Source organism: Streptomyces sp. NPDC041940 (genome assembly GCF_055589465.1).
In genome coordinates this window covers 477005-494775 of sequence record NZ_JBVJBP010000001.1, presented here as the reverse complement: position 1 = coordinate 494775, position 17771 = coordinate 477005, and the positions used below count along the sequence as shown (strand labels likewise).

Genomic DNA, 17771 nt, shown 5'->3' with positions numbered 1-17771 from the left:
CCGTAGGTCGGATCCATCGGCCACATCCAGGGGGGATGCGGCAGTCGTTCCACGGCACCGGGTGGGGGTGGACCCCGCGTGGGACCGCGGGGTACGCACCGGTACGTGGAACGACTGCCGCACAGCTCGACGACGGCTACCGCCCGAGCAGCCGGTCTATCTCGGCCAGTTGCCCGCCGGTCAGCGCTCCCTTCGCCATCGCACCCGCGTTCTCCTCCGCCTGCGCGACCGTGCGGAAGCCGGGGATGGGGACGGTGGCGGGGCTGCGGGCCCACAGCCAGGCCAGGGCGCCCTGGGCCAGGGTCCGGCCCTCGCTGGTGAGGACGGCGCGCAGGCCCTCGACGCGGGCGAGCCACTCGGGGTCGGCGCCCGATCCGTCACCGAACCCCTGGAGCCAGGCCGGCGGCCTGCTGCGGATGTCCCCGCTCTCCAGCGGCTGACCAGCCCGGCGTTTCCCGGTGAGCAGCCCCATGGCCAGCGGACTGCGGTTGACACTGGCCAGGCCCGCCTCCTCGCACAGCCGGAGCATCTCGGGCGCGTCCTGGAGGACGTTGAGCGCGTGCTGGACGGCGGCGCAGTGCGGGCCCTCGGCGAACACGGCGGCGCGGGCCGGGTCGTCGGTGCTCCAGGCGTAGGCGCGGATCAGCCCTTCGCGCACCAGGTCCTCGCAGGCTTCGCGGAGCCGGGCGGCCTGCTCGGGGGCGGCGTCCCCGATGTGGAACTGGTACAGGTCCACATGGTCCGTGCCGAGGCGGCGCAGGGACGCGGTCAGCGCGCGGCGCAGGTGTTCCGGGGAGTCGTCGCTGCCGTCGGCGGTCCGCGTCCGTTCGTCGAAGAGGTAGCCCCACTTGGTGGCGACGACGACGTCGGCCCTGCGCTTGCCGAGGGCCCGGCCCAGGACGCGTTCGCTGTGCCCGGTGCCGTAGTTGTCGGACGTGTCGAAGAAGGTGACGCCCAGGTCGAGGGCGCGCCGCACCGCCCGTACGGACTCCTCGTCGTCGACCTTGCCCCAGCCGAACGGCTGCCCGTCGGGCGCGTGCCACTCCCCGCCGATCGCCCAGCAGCCGAAGCCCAGGGCGCTCACCTCGATGCCGCTGCGTCCCAGTGTGCGTGTGGTCTCCATGCCCGGGGACGCTATGAGTTGGAGCCCACGCGAAGACAAGGCCCCGGGACGGGGTCTTTCAGGCCTGCCCGGTCTCGAAGCGGGTGATCCTGCCGTCGTCGTCGACCGTGAAGCTCCACCGGGTGCGCATCTCGCCCCAGGTGTCGTTGTTGTAGTGGGCGACGAGGGAACGGCCGTCGTTGGACTCGCTGTCGACCTGCATGTGGCCGTGCGACAGGAAGATCTCCCGGTCCACCCAGTCGGCGAGGTCGCGGTCGGAGCCGTCGTCCGCCATGGTCGCGCCCGGCGCGAGCAGCTCCATGAAGCTCTCGCGGTCGTGGTTGTTCACGGCGGTCACGAAGGCGCGGACGGCCGGGTCACTGAGGCGCGTGGTCTGAATCGTCATGCCAGCCAGCCTCGTACCGGTCCGCCACCCCCGCCACCCGTGCCACCCGAACGGCGTCCCGGGCGGCTCCGCCGGGTGTCGCGGGAGGTCAGGGGTGCGACGGTGGAAACACGACGAGGAACACTCCTTCGCCGTGCCGTCCGCTCCGGGAGACGACGTGAGCCGTTACGACCGACGTGATCTGGGCCTGCTGCTGCTCCGGCTGGGGACGGGCGGTGTGCTGGCCGCCCACGGCACGCAGAAGCTGTTCGGCTGGTTCGGCGGGGGCGGCATCGAGGGCACCGGGCAGTTCATGGAGTCCGTCGGCTACGTCCCGGGCAAGGTGAGCGCGACGGCCGCGGGCCTCGCGGAGACCGGCGGCGGCACACTGCTGGCCCTGGGCCTGGCCACTCCGGCGGCCGGTGCCGCGGCGGTCGGCGCGATGGCCGGGGCGGCCGCGGTGCACACGCCGAACGGGTTCTTCAACCAGGGCGGCGGCTACGAGTACGCGGCGACGCTGGGCCTGACGGCCGCCGGCCTGGCCGTCACCGGCCCGGGGCGGCTCTCCCTGGACCATCTGCTCGGGCACGCGGTGAACCGGGGCTGGATGATTCCGGCGGCGTTCGCGGCGACGGCGGCCGGGACCGTGCTGGTCGTGGGGGCGCGCACCAGGAGACTGCGGAAGGCGAAGGAAGGCGAGCAGGACCCGCTGTTCGACGAGGAGTACCTGGAGTAGGGCGGCCGACCGGGCGTTGTCAGACCCTCGTGGCAGGCTGCCGCCCCATGAACGATCAGACACCGCCCGGACCCGAGCTGTGGGCCGCCGTCGACGCCCTGTGGGAGTGGCTCGACACCCACCGCGCCGTCGAGGGCCGCGAGGGCGTGCTCCTGCGCGTCCTGAAGCTGTCCGAGGAGGTCGGGGAGGTCGCCGAGGCGGTGATCGGCGCGACCGGCCAGAACCCGCGCAAGGGCGTGACCCACGGCTGGGACGACGTGCAGTCGGAGCTGTGCGATGTCGTCATCACGGCGCTGGTGGCGCTGCGGACGCTGACGCCGGACGCCCGCGAGGTGTTCGCCCGGCATCTGGAGCGGGTGACGCGGCGGTCCCTCGCCTCGCCGCCCTGATCATCCGATACTCCACAACACCCCGCCCCCGCCGCTTCGTCGGGCTACGCTGCGAACGAATATGCCGAGCGGCCGAATCCAGGCCCTGCCGGGTGAGGGGTTTGGTGACGGGGGTGGACTCAGGGTTCCGGTCCCTGGTGGTCGCGCACGCCGTGTCGGCCTACGGGACCTACCTGAATCTGATCGCGCTCAGCCTGTTCTCGTACGAGGTCACCGGTAGCGCCCTGGGCGTGGGCGCGGTGATGGCGGTGCGGCTGCTGTCCGGTGTCACGGCAGGTCTCACCGCCGGGGCCGTGACCGCGAGGCTCACGCGCCGGACCGTCATGGTGGCGACGGACCTCGCCCAGACCCTCGCCATGGTGGTGCTCGCCCTCTGGGCGTCGCGCACGCCGCTGGGGGTGCTGCTCGGGGCGGTGGTCGTGCTGGGCGCGGGGAACACGTTCTTCAACGTCGCCCTGCGCAGCGCGGTCCCGGTCATGGTCGGGCAGGACGACCGCGCCCGGGCGAACGGGGTGCTGGTCACGGCCAGGTCCGTCGCCACGGTGCTGGGCTTCGCCTCGGCCGCGCCGGTCATCTCGCTCGGCGGTTTCGGTGCCGCGTTCGGGGTCAACGCGGCGAGCTTCGCGGTGTCCGCCGCGGCGGTGCTGCTGCTCCGGCCGCGTACGGACACCGGCGGCGAGAGCGACACCGGCGGCGACGCGGGCGCGACGGAAGAGGGCGGCGACGGGGCCTCGCCGGGGCGTGGCGGGCGGCTGCGGCGCCGAACGGCGGGCCTCGCGGGCCCGTTGCTCGCCCTGATCGCGCTGCGCGGGCTCGACGCGCTGGCGTCCGCGTCGCACAACGTCGCCCTGCCGCTGGCGGCGCACGCGGCCGAGCCGTCCGATCCGGCGGTGTTCATGGCCCGGTTCTGGGCGGCGTGGGCGGTGGGCACCCTGCTCGCCCACCAGGTCCTCAAACGCCGGTCGCACGGGACGTCCTGGGGCGAGCGGGCGTTCGCCGTAGGCACCTGCGCGATGTCGCTGTGCTTCGTGGCCGCGTTCACCGGACCGCCCGCCCCGGCCCTGATCGCGGCGGCCGTGGCGGCAGGGTTCGCGGACGGCTGGACCGAGATCGTCTACACCTCGCGCCTCCAGGCGGCCCCCGACCGGCAGCGGGGCCGGCTGTTCGGGCTGTCCGCCACCGCCGAGCAGTCCGGGTTCGCCCTGGGCACGATCGCCGCCGCGGCCGCGCTCGAGGCCCTGCCCGCGCTCGCCGTCGTGGGTGTCTTCCACGGGGCGGCGGCGTGCGGGGCGCTGCTTCTGCTGCTGCTCACCGTCCGGCGGCGCGACGCGCGTAGAGACCGGGGCCACTCAGACCGATCGTCCACCCACAGGGAATCGGACCGTTCGTCCACCAGCGGGGAAAAGGGAGAGGACACGCATGGAACGTCTACGGGGGCACGCCCTCTGCCAGGGCCCTGAGCCCGAGCGCACCGAGGCCGATCCAATCGACGCCGTGCGGGCTCTGCTGAGCGCCGCCCGGTCCGCCTCCGGCGGAGCCGTCGTCACCGTCGCCGCCGACGGCACGACCACCTCGCGGTCGTATCCCGAACTGCTGGACGCGGCCCGCCGTATGCTCGCCGGTCTGCGGGCCCACGGGCTGCGGCGCGGCGACACGGTGGTGCTGTGCGGGCTGCCGCTCGCCGAGTTCTTCCCCGCCTTCTGGGCCTGTGTGCTCGGCGGCGCCCTGCCGGTGGCCATCGCCGAGCATCCCGCGCCGGGCTCCCCGGCCTTCGAACGGCTGCGGGAGGCCTGCGCGTTACTCGACCGGCCCCTGGTCCTGACCGACGCGCCCGGCGCCGCCGCACTCGCCCACGCCACGCCCGCGCCGCGCGTCGCCCTCGCCGGGGACTGCCTGAACGCGCCGGCCGGGGACGCCGACGACGACCACGTCACGCCGGACCCGTCCGACACCGCCCTGCTGATGCTGTCCTCGGGCAGCACCGGCGTCCCCAAGGCGGCGCGGCTGACGCACGCCGGGCTCGCCGACTTCGCGGCGAGCAGCCGGCGGATCCTCGACGTCCGCCCGGACGACACCATGGTGAACTGGCTGCCGGTCGACCACAGCGGCGCCTTCCTGCTCTACCACCTGCTCGCGGTCTTCACCGGCTGCACCAACGTCCACGCGCCCACCGAGCAGGTGCTCGCCGACCCGCTGCGCTGGCTGGACCTCCTCCACGAACACCGGGCGCGACACAGCTGGGCGCCCACCTTCGCCTACCGGCTGGTCGCGGACGCGCTCGCCGAGCGGCCCGACGGCCACTGGGACCTGGGCGGCCTCAAGTCGCTGCTGTGCGGGGGCGAACGGGTCGTGCTGCCGGTGCTGCGCCACTTCCTCGACGCGACGGCCCCGTACGGGGTGCGCGAGGAGCACATCGCCCCGGTGTGGGGCATGGCCGAGACGGTCACGGCCGTCACCTACGGCCGCCTCGACCGGCCCGGGACCGTGCACCGCCTGCTCAAGAGCAGCCTGGGCGGGGACCTGGTCCCGGCCGGCGCGGACGCCCCGGACGCCGACTGCGTCACCTTCGTCGCGTCCGGCTCGCCCGCCCACGGCGTCACCCTGCGCGTCGTCGACGACCACGGCGACCTCGCCCCGCCGGGCCGGATCGGGCGGCTCCAGGTCCACTCCCCCGCGCGGCTCACCCCCGGCTACGTCGACAACCCCGAGGCGGACGCCGCGGCCTACCCCGCCGGACGGGACTGGCTGGACACGGGCGATCTGGCCTTCCTCGACTCCGGCCAGGTCGTCATCACGGGCCGGCGCAAGGACCTGATCATCCTCAACGGCCACAACGTGTACTGCCACGAGGTGGAGGAGACCGCCACCGCCGTCGACGGGGTCCGGCAGGGCGAGATCGCCGCCTGCGGCATCCCGCATCCGGAGCGGGGCACGGAGGAACTCGCGGTGTTCTTCGTCAGCCGCGGCGCCGCCGAGGACACCCGGATCGCCGCGGAGCTGAAGGCGGCGCTGTTCACCCGCCTCAGGCTCACCGCCGCGTACGTCCTGCCCGTGCCGGCCCACGAGTTCCCGCGCACCCCCGCGGGCAAGGTGCGCCGCGCGGAACTCCAGAGCAGATTGGTCGACGGTGGCTTCGGCGCCACGGCCCCGGACGCGGACACCGTGACCCGAGCCGTCCGGGAGGAACTGGCCGCCGTGCTGGGCGGCCCCGTCGTCGCGGACGTGCCGTTCTACGAACTCGGCCTGACCTCCGTACTGCTGGTGCGCCTGCGAAGCCGGCTGGCGGAACGTCTCGGCATGCCGGTCGCGCAGACCGCGTTCTTCGAGCATCCGACGGTCACGGCACTCGCCGCGCATCTCGCGAGCGGGCCGGCGACGGCAATCGCGCCGGAAACGGAGACCTACGACGGCACGACCCACTCGCCCGAGCGACGGGTCGCCGTCATCGGACTGGCGCTGCGCTTCCCCGGCGCGAACTCGGCGGAGGAGTTCTGGGGCAATCTGCGGGACGGCGTGGACAGCGTCCGGGTGTTCGGCGAGCCGCAGCCCACGGCCTCCGGCCACGCGCCCACGTCCTCCGGCCATGTGCCCGTCGCCGGGGTCCTGGACGGCGTCGAGGAGTTCGACACGGACTTCTTCGGGCTGAGCCCCAAGGAGGCCGGGCTCACGCACCCCGCGCACCGGCTGTTCCTGGAGTGCTGCCACCAGGCACTGGAGGACGGCGGCCACGCGGGGACCGCGCCGGGCGTCAGGGTCGGGGTGTTCGCCGGGTCGGGCATGAACCTCTACGACCACCAGCGGCCGTCCGCCACCGGCTCGCCGTACGATCCGGCCGACCCGGCCGCCGGAATGCAGACGGCCATCGGGCAGGAGCCGGACTTCCTCGCCACCCGGGTCGCCTACCGGCTCGGTCTCACCGGCCCGGCGATCGGTGTGCAGACGGCCTGTTCCACGTCGCTGGTCGCGGTGCACCTGGCGGTCCAGGCGCTGCTGACCGGTGACACGGACCTGGCGCTGGCGGGCGCGGCGGCCGTGCATCTGCCCCAGGAGAGCGGCTATCACAGCCACCCCGGGTCGATCCTGTCGCCCACCGGACGGTGCCGTGCCTTCGACGCGGAGGCCGACGGCACGGTCGGCGGCAACGGCGTGGCCGCCGTCCTGCTCAAGCGCCTCGACCGGGCGCTGGCCGACGGCGACACCGTGCACGCGGTGATCCTGGGCTCCGCGGTCAACAACGACGGCGCCGCCAAGGTCGGCTTCAGCGCCCCCGGAGTCGAGGGGCAGGCCGACGTCGTACGGCAGGCCCTGCGCAGGGCCGGCGTACCCGCGGGGACGATCTCGTACGTGGAGGCGCACGGCACCGGGACGCGGCTCGGCGACCCGGTGGAACTCACGGCGCTGGCAAGGGTGCTGGGCGAGGACGCGGGGCGCTCGGGCCGTTCCGGCGGGTGTGTCGTCGGCTCGGTGAAGCCGAACATCGGGCACCTCGACAGCTGTGCCGGGATGGCCGGGCTCATCAAGACGGTCCTGATGCTGCGCCACCGCACCCTGGTGCCGACACCGCATCTGAACCGGCCCAACCCGGAACTCCCGCTGGCCGACGGCCGGTTGACGCTGGCCAGGGAGCTACGTCCCTGGTCGGTGCCGGACGGTGTGCCCCGCCGGGCCGGGGTCAGCGCGCTCGGCGTCGGCGGCACCAACGCCCATGTGGTGCTGGAGGAGGCCTCGCCCGCTCGCCCGCGTTCCGCCGAGGAACGGCCCGTCCTGGTCCCCGTGTCGGCCCGCGACCCCGAGGCCCTCGCCGAGCTCACGGCCGGGCTCCGCGACCGGCTGCTGGCCCTGCCGGACCTCCCGGCCGCCGACGTGGCCGCCACCCTGGCCCTCGGCAGGCCGCACCGCACGGCACGCACCGCCGTGGTCGGCCGCACGGCCGGCGAACTCGCCCGCGCCCTGAACGAAGACCACTTCCCCGAGGCCTCCCCTCCGGGCCCGGTCGCCTTCGCCTTCCCGGGCCAGGGCAGCGCCCGTCGCGGCATGGCGAGCGGCCTCCACGCCACGCACCCGGCCGCACGGGCCACACTCGACCGGTGCGAGAAGCTCTACGCCGGGGAGTTCGGCGGGAGCCTGCTGGAACCGCTCCTGGCCGCTCCCGGTCCCGCCGGTCCCGCCGCGGAAGACGACATCTGGCCCACCGAGACCGCGCAGGCCGCCCTCTTCGCCCATCAGGCGGCACTGGCCGACGCCTGGTGGGCTGCCGGTATACGCCCCGGGCTCCTGCTCGGCCACAGCGTCGGCGAGTACGCCGCCCTGTACGCCGCGGGCGCCCTGACCCTGGAGGACGGGCTGCGGCTCACCGCCTGGCGCGGGCGCCTCATGCAGGCCCGCTGTCCGGCCGGAGGCATGCTCGCCGTCCGGGCCGACCTGGCCACCGCCCGACGAGTCGCGGACGCCGCCGGTGCGGAACTCGCCGCGGTCAACGGCCCGCGCGCCCAGGTGCTCTCGGGCCCGCCCGGGGCCCTGAAAGAGGCGGCACGACTGCTCGACCTGGACGGCCTGCGGTGGCGTGCGCTGCCGGTCGACCGGGCGTTCCACTCCGCGGCCGTCGACAGCGCGCTGGACGAGTTCCGGACCCGGGCGCGCGAGGTGACGTACCGGCCGCTGCACACCCCCTTGGTGACCACGGCCGACGGCGAGCCGCGCCCGGCGGGCTGGACGGTCGACGTGGACTACCTCTGCCGGCAGGCCCGGCAGCCGGTCCGCTTCGACCTCGCCATGGACACGGCCGTCGAGCAGGGGTTCCGGGACTTCGTGGAGACCGGCGCCGGGCGGACCCTGACCGGGCTCGGCCGGCACTGTGTTCCCGACAGCCGCTGGCTGAGCGGGCAGGGTGAGGGGAACGGGGCCGCCGAGCAGGCCCACGGGTTCCTGACGGCGCTCGGCTCGCTGTACCGCAGGGGCGCCGACCTGGACTGGCGGACACTCAGCGGCGACGACGGGGGCCGGGTTCCGCTCCCCGGGCATCCCCTGCGCCGGAGCAGGGTGCCGTACCGAACCGGGACGCCAGGGGCGGCACCGGAGCGGCCGAAACCCCAGGCTGATGAAGTCGTGGACGCCATACGGCAGTTGACGGCGGACAAGCTGGGCCGCCCGACCGCCGACGTCACCCCCGACAGCTCCTTCTTCGAACTCGGCGCCGACTCGCTCTCCCTGATGAGCATGACGACCGAGCTGGAACAGCGCTACGGCGTCCGTGTCCCGGTCCGCGAGGTGTTCGACTCGGCCGACACACCGCGCCGGCTGGCCGAACGGGTCGCTCGACTGCGGGGCGACGACGCACCGGTGATCGCGCCGCCGGTGGTCGCGCCGGTGGTGATCGCGCCGCCGGTGGTCGCGCCGGCGGTGGTCGCGCCGGTGGTGCGGGAGCCCGTGGCCGAGGACGAACCGTCGGCGGCGCCCGCCGCTCCCCAGGAAGGCGCCCAGGACCTCCAGGCCCTCTTCGGTCAGCAGCTACAGCTGGCGGAGCAACTGGTGGGCCAGGTCGGCGAGATGATCTCCCGCCAGCTGGACGTACTCGCGACAGCGCCCGGCACCACGACGGCATCTGCCCCGCCCCCGGTACCCGTTGCCCAGCCCGCTCCCTCCCCCTCGCACTCAGAGACTTTCGACTTCAGCCTCTACTTCTTCGGCGACTACCCCCAGCACACCGACCACGACAAATACGGCCTGATCATGGCCGCCGCCGACTTCGCCGACCAGCACGGCTTCCACGCCCTGTGGTTCCCCGAACGGCATTTCAACTCCTTCGGCGCGCTCTTCCCCAACCCCTCCGTCCTGGCCGCGGCCCTCGCCGCCCGGACCAGCCGGGTCCGGCTGCACGCCGGTTCCGTGGTGCTGCCGCTGCACCATCCCGCCCGGGTGGCCGAGGAGTGGTCGGTCGTCGACAACATCTCCGGCGGCCGGGCGGGCCTGTGTTTCGCGAGCGGCTGGCACGCCACCGACTTCGCGCTCGCCCCGCAGCACTTCGGCCGGCACCGTGACGTGATGTACGAGCATCTGACGGCCGTACGGGACCTGTGGTCGGGGCAGGCGCTGAAGACGACGGCGGGCGACGGCACCCCGGTGGAGATCCGCCTGCACCCGCGCCCCGTACAGGAACGGCCGCCGATGTACGTGGCCGTCGTCGGGAACCCGGACAGCTACCGCCGGGCGGCCGCCGAGGACCTCGGCGTGGTCACCAATCTGATGACGCAGACGGTGGAGCAACTGGCCGAGAACATCGCGCTGTACCGGCGCTGCCGTGCCGAGCACGGTCTGGATCCGGCGGCGGGGCGGGTCGTGGTGCTCGTGCACACGTACCTGGAGGACGACGCGGAGCGGGCGCGGGCCGAGGCGTACCGGCCGTTCCTGTCGTATCTGCGGTCTTCCCTCTCCCTCTTCGACCAGGTCACCAACAGCCTCGGCTTCCAGGTGGACCTGGAGAACACCCCGGAGGAGGACGTGGAGTTCCTCCTCGGGCGCGCCTACGAGCGCTACTGCGACTCCCGCGCGCTGATCGGCGACGAACACACGGCGGCGGAGACCGTAGCGCGGCTGCTGGCCGCCGGAGCGGACGAGATCGCCTGCTTCGTGGACTTCGGCGTACCGAAGGAGAAGGTGCTGGCGGCGCTGCCGGCCCTGGACCGCCTGCGGCGGACGACCCCCAAGGCGCCCTCGCAGGCCGAGGCGCGGGCCCTGCCCGAGCCCCGCCGTACGCCGCCCCGCACGCCCCTCACCCCGGCCCAGCGCCGCATCTGGTTCCTGGAGCAACTGCACCCGGGCACCGCCATGTACCACGAGCCCAAGGCGATCCGTCTCGACGGCCCCCTGGACGTACCGGCGTTGCGCTGGGCGCTGGACCGCGTCGCGGACCGGCACCCGGCGCTGCGCACGGTCTTCGGTGACACGGCCGGTGTCCCGTACCAGGAGATACGCGACCGTATGCCGCTCGACTGCCCGGTGGAGGACCACCCGGGTGCGACGGAGGAGGAGGCCCTGCGGGCGCTGCTCGCGGCGGACCACGGACTCGACCTCGCCTCGGGCCCGCTGGTCGCGGCCCGCCTGCTCCGCCTGTCCCCGGACCACCATCTGCTCTTCCTCATGGCGCACCACATCGTCTTCGACTCGTCGTCCACGGCCGTACTGGCCCGCGACCTGGCCGCCTACTACCGCGCCCGGCGGGGCGGGGGTTCCGTACCACCACCCCTGTCCGAACCGCCGACGGTCGCCGAGCCGGACCCCGCGTCCCTCGACTTCTGGCGGCAGCGCCTCGGCGGCGCACCGGAGCTGGCCCTGCCCACCGACCGGCCCCGTCCGCCGGTCAGGTCGGGAGCGGGCGCGAGCCTCACGCACGCCCTCGACGCCGAACTGACCGGCGGCCTGCGGGCGTTCGCGGCACGCCACCGCGCCACTCTCTTCATGACGCTGACCGGCGCGATCGGCGCGGTCCTGGGCCGGTTCAGCGGGCAGCGGGACGTGGTGATCGGTACCGCGGTCGCCGCGCGTCCCGCCGGCGCCGAGGACCAGGTGGGTCTGTTCCTCGACACCGTGCCGCTGCGCCTGAACCTCACCGGCGACCCGGACTTCCCGGCCCTGCTGCACCGGGTCCGCGAGAGCAGCACCTCGGCATTCGAACACCGGGGCGTCCCCTTCGACGAGCTGGTGGGCGCGCTCAACCCGCGTCGCGACCCGGGGCGCAATCCGCTGTTCCAGGTGATGGTGGAGTACGAGAACGAGGGCGAGGCCGCCTTCGACCCGCCGAGTCTGACGGCCACCCTGCTCGACGTGCCGAGCGCCCGTGCCCCGTTCGACCTCAGCGTCTATCTCACCCATCACGCGGGCGGCGTCCGGTTCATGGTCGAGTACGACACGGCCCTGTTCGACGAGACCACGGTGCGCCGTTTCGTGGACTACGTCGAGCAGGTGCTGCGGCGCGCCCTGGCCGCCCCCGACGCGCCCCTGCCCGAACTGACCGCCCTCACCGCCGCCGACCGCGCGTCCCTGGCCGGCTGGGAGCACCCGGCGGGCGTCGACGACGCGGCGTCCCCCGGCACCCTGCACGGCCTGTTCGAACGGCAGGCCCGCCGCACCCCAGACGCCGTAGCACTGATCAGCGGGGACCATCGGCTCTCCTACGCGGACCTGGACGCGGCGGCCGACCGCCTCGCCCGGCAGCTCCGCACCCGGGGAGCGGCACGCGGGGAACGGGTGGCGGTGCTCCTGCCGCGCGGCCCGCACCTGATCACGGCCCTGCTCGCGGTGCTCAAGAGCGGGGCGGCCTACCTCCCCCTCGACCCGTCCCTGCCCACCCCCCGTCTCGCACTGCTGCTCGCCGACGCCACACCCGTCCTCCTGCTCACCTCCGACACCGCCCTCACCGCACACCCGGACCTGGCGACCGGACTGCCCGTCCAGCGGGTGGAACAGGTGGACGACGCCCTGGTGGACGGCACTCTCCCCACCGGCCCCGTACCGGAGGGAGCCCGCCCGGAGGACCCGGCGTACTGCATCCACACCTCGGGCTCGACCGGCCGCCCGAAGGGCGTCATAGTCCCCCACCGGGGCCCGGCGAACCTGGTCCAGGGGCACCTGAGCCGCCACCCGGCCCTCCGCACCCTGCAATGGACGTCACCGGCGTTCGACGTCAGCGTGCAGGAGATCTTCACGACGCTGGCCTCGGGAGCCGCGCTGGTCCTGGTCGACGACGCCGTACGGCACGACCCGGCGGCGGTGGCCGAGGCGGTGCGCCGCCACGAGGTGCAGCGGATGTTCATGCCCTGCACGCCGCTGAAGTACCTGATGGAGACCGCTCCCCGACTGCCGTCCCTGCGCGAGCTGTTCTCGGCCGGGGAGGCGCTCCAGCTCACGGCCGCCTTCCGGCGCTTCCTCGCGTCGCACCCGCACTGCGCGCTGTACAACCAATACGGCCCCACGGAGACCTCGGTCATCGTCACCTCGCACCGCGTCGACCCGGACGGCGAGGAGTGGCCGCCGATCGGCACCCCGGTGCCGGGAGCACGCGTTCTGCTGCTGGACGGCACGGGCCGGCAGGTCCCGGTCGGGGCGGTCGGGGAGATCCATGTGGGCGGGACGCCGGTGGCGTACGGCTACCACGGCCGCCCCGCCGAGACCGCCGCGGCCTTCCTCGACGACGGGACGGGCGGGGTGCTGTACCGCACGGGCGACCTGGGCCGTCTGCGTACGGACGGCACCCTGGACTACCTGGGCCGGGCCGACGACCAGGTCAAGATCCGCGGCTACCGGGTGGAACCCGGCGAGATCCAGGCGGCGTTGACGGCGCTGCCATCCGTCCGGGACGCGGCGGTCCTCACACGCCGCGACCGCCACGGCGACACGGAACTGGTGGCGTACGTGGTCCTGGTTCAAGGGGCCTCCTGCCACTCCGTGCGCACGGCACTGGCAGCCGGACTCCCCGACCACCTGGTGCCCCGCCGCTGGGTGCCCCTGGACCGCCTCCCGGTGAACGCCTCGGGCAAGCTGGACCGCGCGGCCCTGCCCGCGCCGGGCGACGGCACCGACGACGAGACTCCGGCGTCCGTGCCCACGACGGCCCTGGAGAAGACGCTCCACGACCTGTGGCGCGAGGAGCTGGACGCGGACCCGGTCCCGGTCACCATGTCGTTCTTCGAACTCGGCGGCCACTCCCTGAGCGCGATCAGGCTGCTGAACCGTATGCGGGACGAGGCGGGCGTCGACCTCACGATGGCCGAGTTCTTCCTGGATCCGACCATCCGTGGCATCGCGACCCGTCCCCGTGTGGTGGACACCGCACCGATGCCGTCCACCCTGCGCCGACTGTGGCGCCGCCACCACGCGCTCACCGACCCGAGCGTCTACAACATCGCCCACCGCATGGACCTGCGCGGCGATGTGGATCCCGGCGCCCTGCACCAGGCCCTCACGGACCTGGTGGCCCGCCATCACGCGTTGCGCGGCCGCCCGGTACGCAGGCCGGACGGCCGCTACGAGGTGGAAGTCCTGGCGGAGGTCCCGGTCCCGCTGCCGATCACCGACCTCACGGGGACGTCGGCGGATGCGGTGGACCACTGGTGCGACGAGCAGGTGTCCACCCCCTTCGCGATGGACCGGGCCCCGCTGCACCGCTTCCGTCTGGCAAAGGCCGCCCCCGACCACTGGATCCTGGTGACGGTCTTCCACCACGCGGTCTGCGACGGCTGGTCCCTGGGCATCATCCGGCGCGACTTGGCGGAGCTGTACAACGCGCGACGGACGGGCAGGAGTCCTCAACTACCAAGCTCAGTGCGGCAGTTCACGGACTTCGCCCGGTCGGAACACGCCCTGCCGGACGACCGCAGGACAGCCCTGGAACACTTCTGGCGCACGGAACTCGACGGCATCCCCCTGCGCCCGTCCCTCCCCTACGACCATCCGCACCCCGGCACGCTGTCCGGCCGGGGCGCCCTGCACACGTGGGTCATCGACGACGACACCCCCGCCCTCCTGGCCGACACGGCGACCCGCCTGGGCACCACCACCTACACGGTCCTGGCGGCCCTGTTCGCCAGATGGCTGGGCGACCTGTGCGGCGAGGGGAACGACATCGTCCTGGCGGCGTCCAGCGCGAACCGCGTCCGGCGCGACCGCTCGGAGATCGTCGGCATCCTGGGTGATGCCGTACTGCTACGGGCCCGACTGTCCGAGGCCGAGACCTTCGCCGACCTGGTCGCACAGCTCGGCGCCTCCCTCTTCACGGCCCTCGACCATCAGGAACTCCCCCTGACGGACGTGGTGTCCCTGGTGTCGCCCGACCTGAAGGGCGCCCTGTTCCCGACGGTCCTCTTCACGGTGATCACCACGGAGCCACCGGCCCTGGACCTCCAGGGCGTGTCGACGTCCGTACACGCCCTCCCCGTCCGGGGCGTGGCCCGCAACGAGCTGTACGTCGTGATCGCCCCGGAAGGCGACCGCGTCACGGTCACCTTCGAGTACTCGACGGACTTGTTCACGAGGGAGACCGTCGAGGGGTGGGCCAGGTCCTTCACCGGGTTCCTGCGGGGGTAGGCCGGGCGTCACCTCTGGGCGGACCCGGCGGGCTCCACGGACTCCTCGTCCCGGTCGGCTTCCGCCGCCGGGTCGTCGTCGCCGGGCTCGACCGTGGCCTTGCGGCCGGGCAGCACGGCGATGACGATCAGGGTTCCGGCGGCCATGATGACGGCGCCGACGAGGCTGGTCTGCGCGATGGCGTGGGCGAAGGACTCGTGCACCGCGTCGATGAGGGCCTGGGCCTGCCGGGCGCCGCCGTCGGGGGTCTTCGCGACCTGCTGGGCGACCGCGAGGCCGCCGCCCACCGAGTCCTGGGCGGTGTCCATCGCGGTGGCCGGGAGGTGGCCGCCGACCAGGTCGGTCAGCTTGTCCTTGTAGGAGGTGGCGAGGAGCGAGCCGAGGACGGCGATGCCGAGGGCGCCGCCGAGTTCCAGGGCGGTGTCGTTGGCGCCGCCGCCGACACCCAGTTCCGACTCGGGGAAGGAGCCCATGATGGTGTCGGTGGCCGGGGACAGACTCAGGCCGATCGCGAAGCCGAGCAGCAGCAGCGGCGCCAGGAAGTCGGTGTACATGGAGCCCGACTCGATCCGCGTGAGCAACAGGACGCCCACCGTGCCGAGCGCCATACCGGTCCCCACCACCAGCTTCACGCCCAGCTTCGGGGCCAGCCGGCCGGTGACCGCGGCACCGGCGAAGACGGCTCCGGCCAGCGGCAGCAGCCGTACGCCGGTCTCCAGCGCGCTGTAGCCGAGGACGAACTGCAGGAACTGGGTCGCGTAGTAGATCGAGCCGAAGGTACCGAAGAAGAAGAACAGCACCGCGAGCATCGACCCGCTGAAGGGGCGCTCCCTGAACTTGCGCACGTCCAGCATGGGGTTGGGGTGGCGCAGCTCCCAGGCGACGAAGGCGAGCAGGCCGACGCCGGCGACCACGGCCGCGGTGATCGGGCCGGCACCCCAGCCGAAGTGCGGGCCCTCGATGGCCGCGTAGACCAGCGAGCCGATGGAGACGATGGAGAGCAGGCCGCCGACGTAGTCGATCGCGCCCATCCGCTCCGCCCTGGACGGCGGCACGAGAAGCAGGGCGCCGACGACGCCGAGCACCGCGATGGGGACGTTGATCAGGAAGGTGGAGCCCCAGGCATGGCTCTCCAGCAGCCAGCCCGCGGCGAGCGGCCCGGCGGCGATGGCGAGGCCCGAGGTGGCGCTCCAGGCCGTGATGGCCTTGGCCCGCTCGCCCTTCGGGAAGATCGCGACCAGTAGGGACAGCGTGGCCGGCATGACGACGGCGGCGCCTATGCCCATGATCGCGCGGGCCGTGATGACCAGGGCGGTCTCGTCGACCATGCCGCCCATCACCGAGCCGCCCGCGAAGATCAGCAGACCGAGGATCAGCGCCCCGCGACGGCTGTACTTGTCGCCGATCGCGCCCAGGACGAGCATCAGCGCGGCGTACGGGACGGTGTAGCCGTCGACGACCCACTGCAGGTCGCTGCTGGTCAGGCCCAGGTCCTTCGTCATGTCCGGCGCCGCCACGATCAGCGACGTGTTCGCCATGACGACGATCAGCAGGCTCAGGCAGAGCACCAGCAGGGCCCACCAGCGCCGCGGATAGGGGGCGGTCGCCTTCTCGGCGGGTGGGTCGGCAAGCAGCGGCATCGGAGGCTCCTCGGGGGTGAAGCGGCGGGCAAAGCGACAGGGCAGTTATTTGCCCATCGACGTGCAGACTAGTTTGTTGCCCACGGGTGTGCAAATATCGAGCCGCCCCTCGTCGACGGTCGACGGTCGACGAGGGGCGGCCATCGACCGTCGACCGGAGATCGGATCCGCCATGACCCGCCCACGCCGTCCCGCCCACCCCACAAGGGCCCGCATCCTGGAAGCGGCGAGACGGGAACTGGGCCGCGACCCCGACAGCAGCCTCACGGACATCGCCGAGGCCGCCGGGGTGGTGCGCCGCACGGTCTACGGCCATTTCGCGGGCCGGTCCGCGCTGGTGGAGGGCCTCGCGGCGGAGGCCGCGGAGGCGCTGCGGGGCGCACTGGCGACGCCCCCTGGCCCCCTTGACGATGGCGCCACCGCTCTACGACACTTCGTCCTGGCCCTCTGGCCCGTCGGCGACCGCTATCGCATCCTGCTGAGACTCGCGCCGCAGGACCTGGGCGCGGCACGGGTCGACGAAATCCTCGCCCCCGCCCGTGACATGGCGACGGCGATCATCGAACGCGGACAGCGACAGGGCGTCTTCCGCACAGCCATCCCACCGGCACCGCTCGCCAGAGCCCTGGAGAAACTCCTTCTGACCCTCCTGGACTGCGTGAACGCCGGCACGTGGAGCGACGACGGCACGCGCAGCGCGAGGGCGGCGCTGATCGCGGTGGGGGCGGACACTCCTGCCGAGCCCACCAAATGAGCTCACACGCAGGTCAGCGGCTCATCACTGCCGCCGCGATCAACTGCCGGACGCGTCGCCGTCCCGCATCTCCGAGGCCACATCCCGGACGATCACCGTGGCCGCCTCGTCCGACACCCCCGCGGCGACCAGCGTGGCCACCGCCGTCCGGGTCCCGTCGTCCTCCCACGCGCCCGTGTTGACGCTCTCCAGCAGGGAGAGGGTGACGGCCTCCAGCGCCGCGCTCAGCACCGCCGCCGGCAGATGGTCGTGGAACACGCCCGCGCGCTGCCCGCGCTCCAGGATCGCGGTGGCCTCGTCGCGGGCCGGGGCGAGGGTCTCGGTCACCCGTTGCGTGCCCAGATCCTGGCGGGCGAGGGAGAGGAGCAGCCGGTAGCGGTCACCGACGGGCCAGATCGACAGAACGAACCGGGCGAGAGCCCGCTCCGGCGCCTCCTCCGCGTCGGGAACCCCGGCCGCGATGCCGCGCAGCGTCTCGGACGCCTCCTCGGCGAGCGCCTCCAGCAGGGCCGCACGCCCCGGGAAGTGCCCGAAGAGCGTACGGCGGACCACACCGGCGGCCCGTGCGATCTCCTCCAGGGTCACATCGGGGTTCCGGCCGAGCTCCTGCCGGGCGGTGGCGAGGATCCGGGCCCGGTTGGAACGGGAGTTGCGGCGCAGCGGTTCGCGGACGACGGGTTTGTTCAT

Annotated in this window: 9 protein-coding genes; 5 read left to right on the top strand and 4 right to left on the bottom strand. The window is 73.5% G+C overall.

The features are described from left to right. Positions 1-136: 136 nt before the first annotated feature. Together ACZ6I3_RS02100 and ACZ6I3_RS02095 are read right to left on the bottom strand one after the other, a co-directional pair. Positions 137-1123 carry an aldo/keto reductase gene (locus tag ACZ6I3_RS02100; protein WP_469410931.1) on the bottom strand — a complete coding sequence of 329 codons (987 nt, stop codon included), beginning with the start codon at positions 1121-1123 and terminating at the stop codon, positions 137-139. A 58-nt stretch (positions 1124-1181) separates the two neighbouring features. After that, entirely contained in the window at positions 1182-1508 is a 327-nt protein-coding gene (locus tag ACZ6I3_RS02095) for a nuclear transport factor 2 family protein (protein ID WP_469410930.1), read from the bottom strand. 157 nt (positions 1509-1665) lie between these two features. On the opposite strand from ACZ6I3_RS02095, the gene ACZ6I3_RS02090 reads away from it, so the two are divergent. From ACZ6I3_RS02090 to ACZ6I3_RS02075, 4 genes are all read left to right on the top strand, one after another. After that, complete coding sequence (locus ACZ6I3_RS02090) at positions 1666-2223, top strand: DoxX family protein (RefSeq protein ID WP_469410929.1); 558 nt, start codon at positions 1666-1668, stop codon at positions 2221-2223. A 47-nt stretch (positions 2224-2270) separates the two neighbouring features. Next, complete coding sequence (locus tag ACZ6I3_RS02085) at positions 2271-2612, top strand: MazG-like family protein (RefSeq protein ID WP_469410928.1); 342 nt, start codon at positions 2271-2273, stop codon at positions 2610-2612. A 113-nt stretch (positions 2613-2725) separates the two neighbouring features. Then, positions 2726-4072, top strand: coding sequence for an MFS transporter (locus ACZ6I3_RS02080; protein WP_469410927.1), 1347 nt, complete (start codon positions 2726-2728; stop codon positions 4070-4072). After that, entirely contained in the window at positions 4032-14690 is a 10659-nt protein-coding gene (locus ACZ6I3_RS02075) for an amino acid adenylation domain-containing protein (RefSeq protein ID WP_469410926.1), read from the top strand. The genes ACZ6I3_RS02080 and ACZ6I3_RS02075 overlap by 41 nt, the downstream gene beginning before the upstream one ends. An 8-nt stretch (positions 14691-14698) precedes the next feature. On the opposite strand, the gene ACZ6I3_RS02070 is transcribed toward ACZ6I3_RS02075, so the two are convergent. Next, positions 14699-16330, bottom strand: coding sequence for an MFS transporter (locus ACZ6I3_RS02070; protein WP_469410925.1), 1632 nt, complete (start codon positions 16328-16330; stop codon positions 14699-14701). Between the two features lie 172 nt (positions 16331-16502). On the opposite strand from ACZ6I3_RS02070, the gene ACZ6I3_RS02065 reads away from it, so the two are divergent. Further along, a complete protein-coding gene (locus tag ACZ6I3_RS02065) occupies positions 16503-17084 on the top strand; it encodes a TetR/AcrR family transcriptional regulator (RefSeq protein WP_469410924.1) in 582 nt (193 codons plus the stop codon). Between the two features lie 39 nt (positions 17085-17123). Here ACZ6I3_RS02065 and ACZ6I3_RS02060 read toward each other — a convergent pair whose 3' ends face one another. Next, complete coding sequence (locus ACZ6I3_RS02060; protein ID WP_469410923.1) at positions 17124-17771, bottom strand: TetR/AcrR family transcriptional regulator; 648 nt, start codon at positions 17769-17771, stop codon at positions 17124-17126.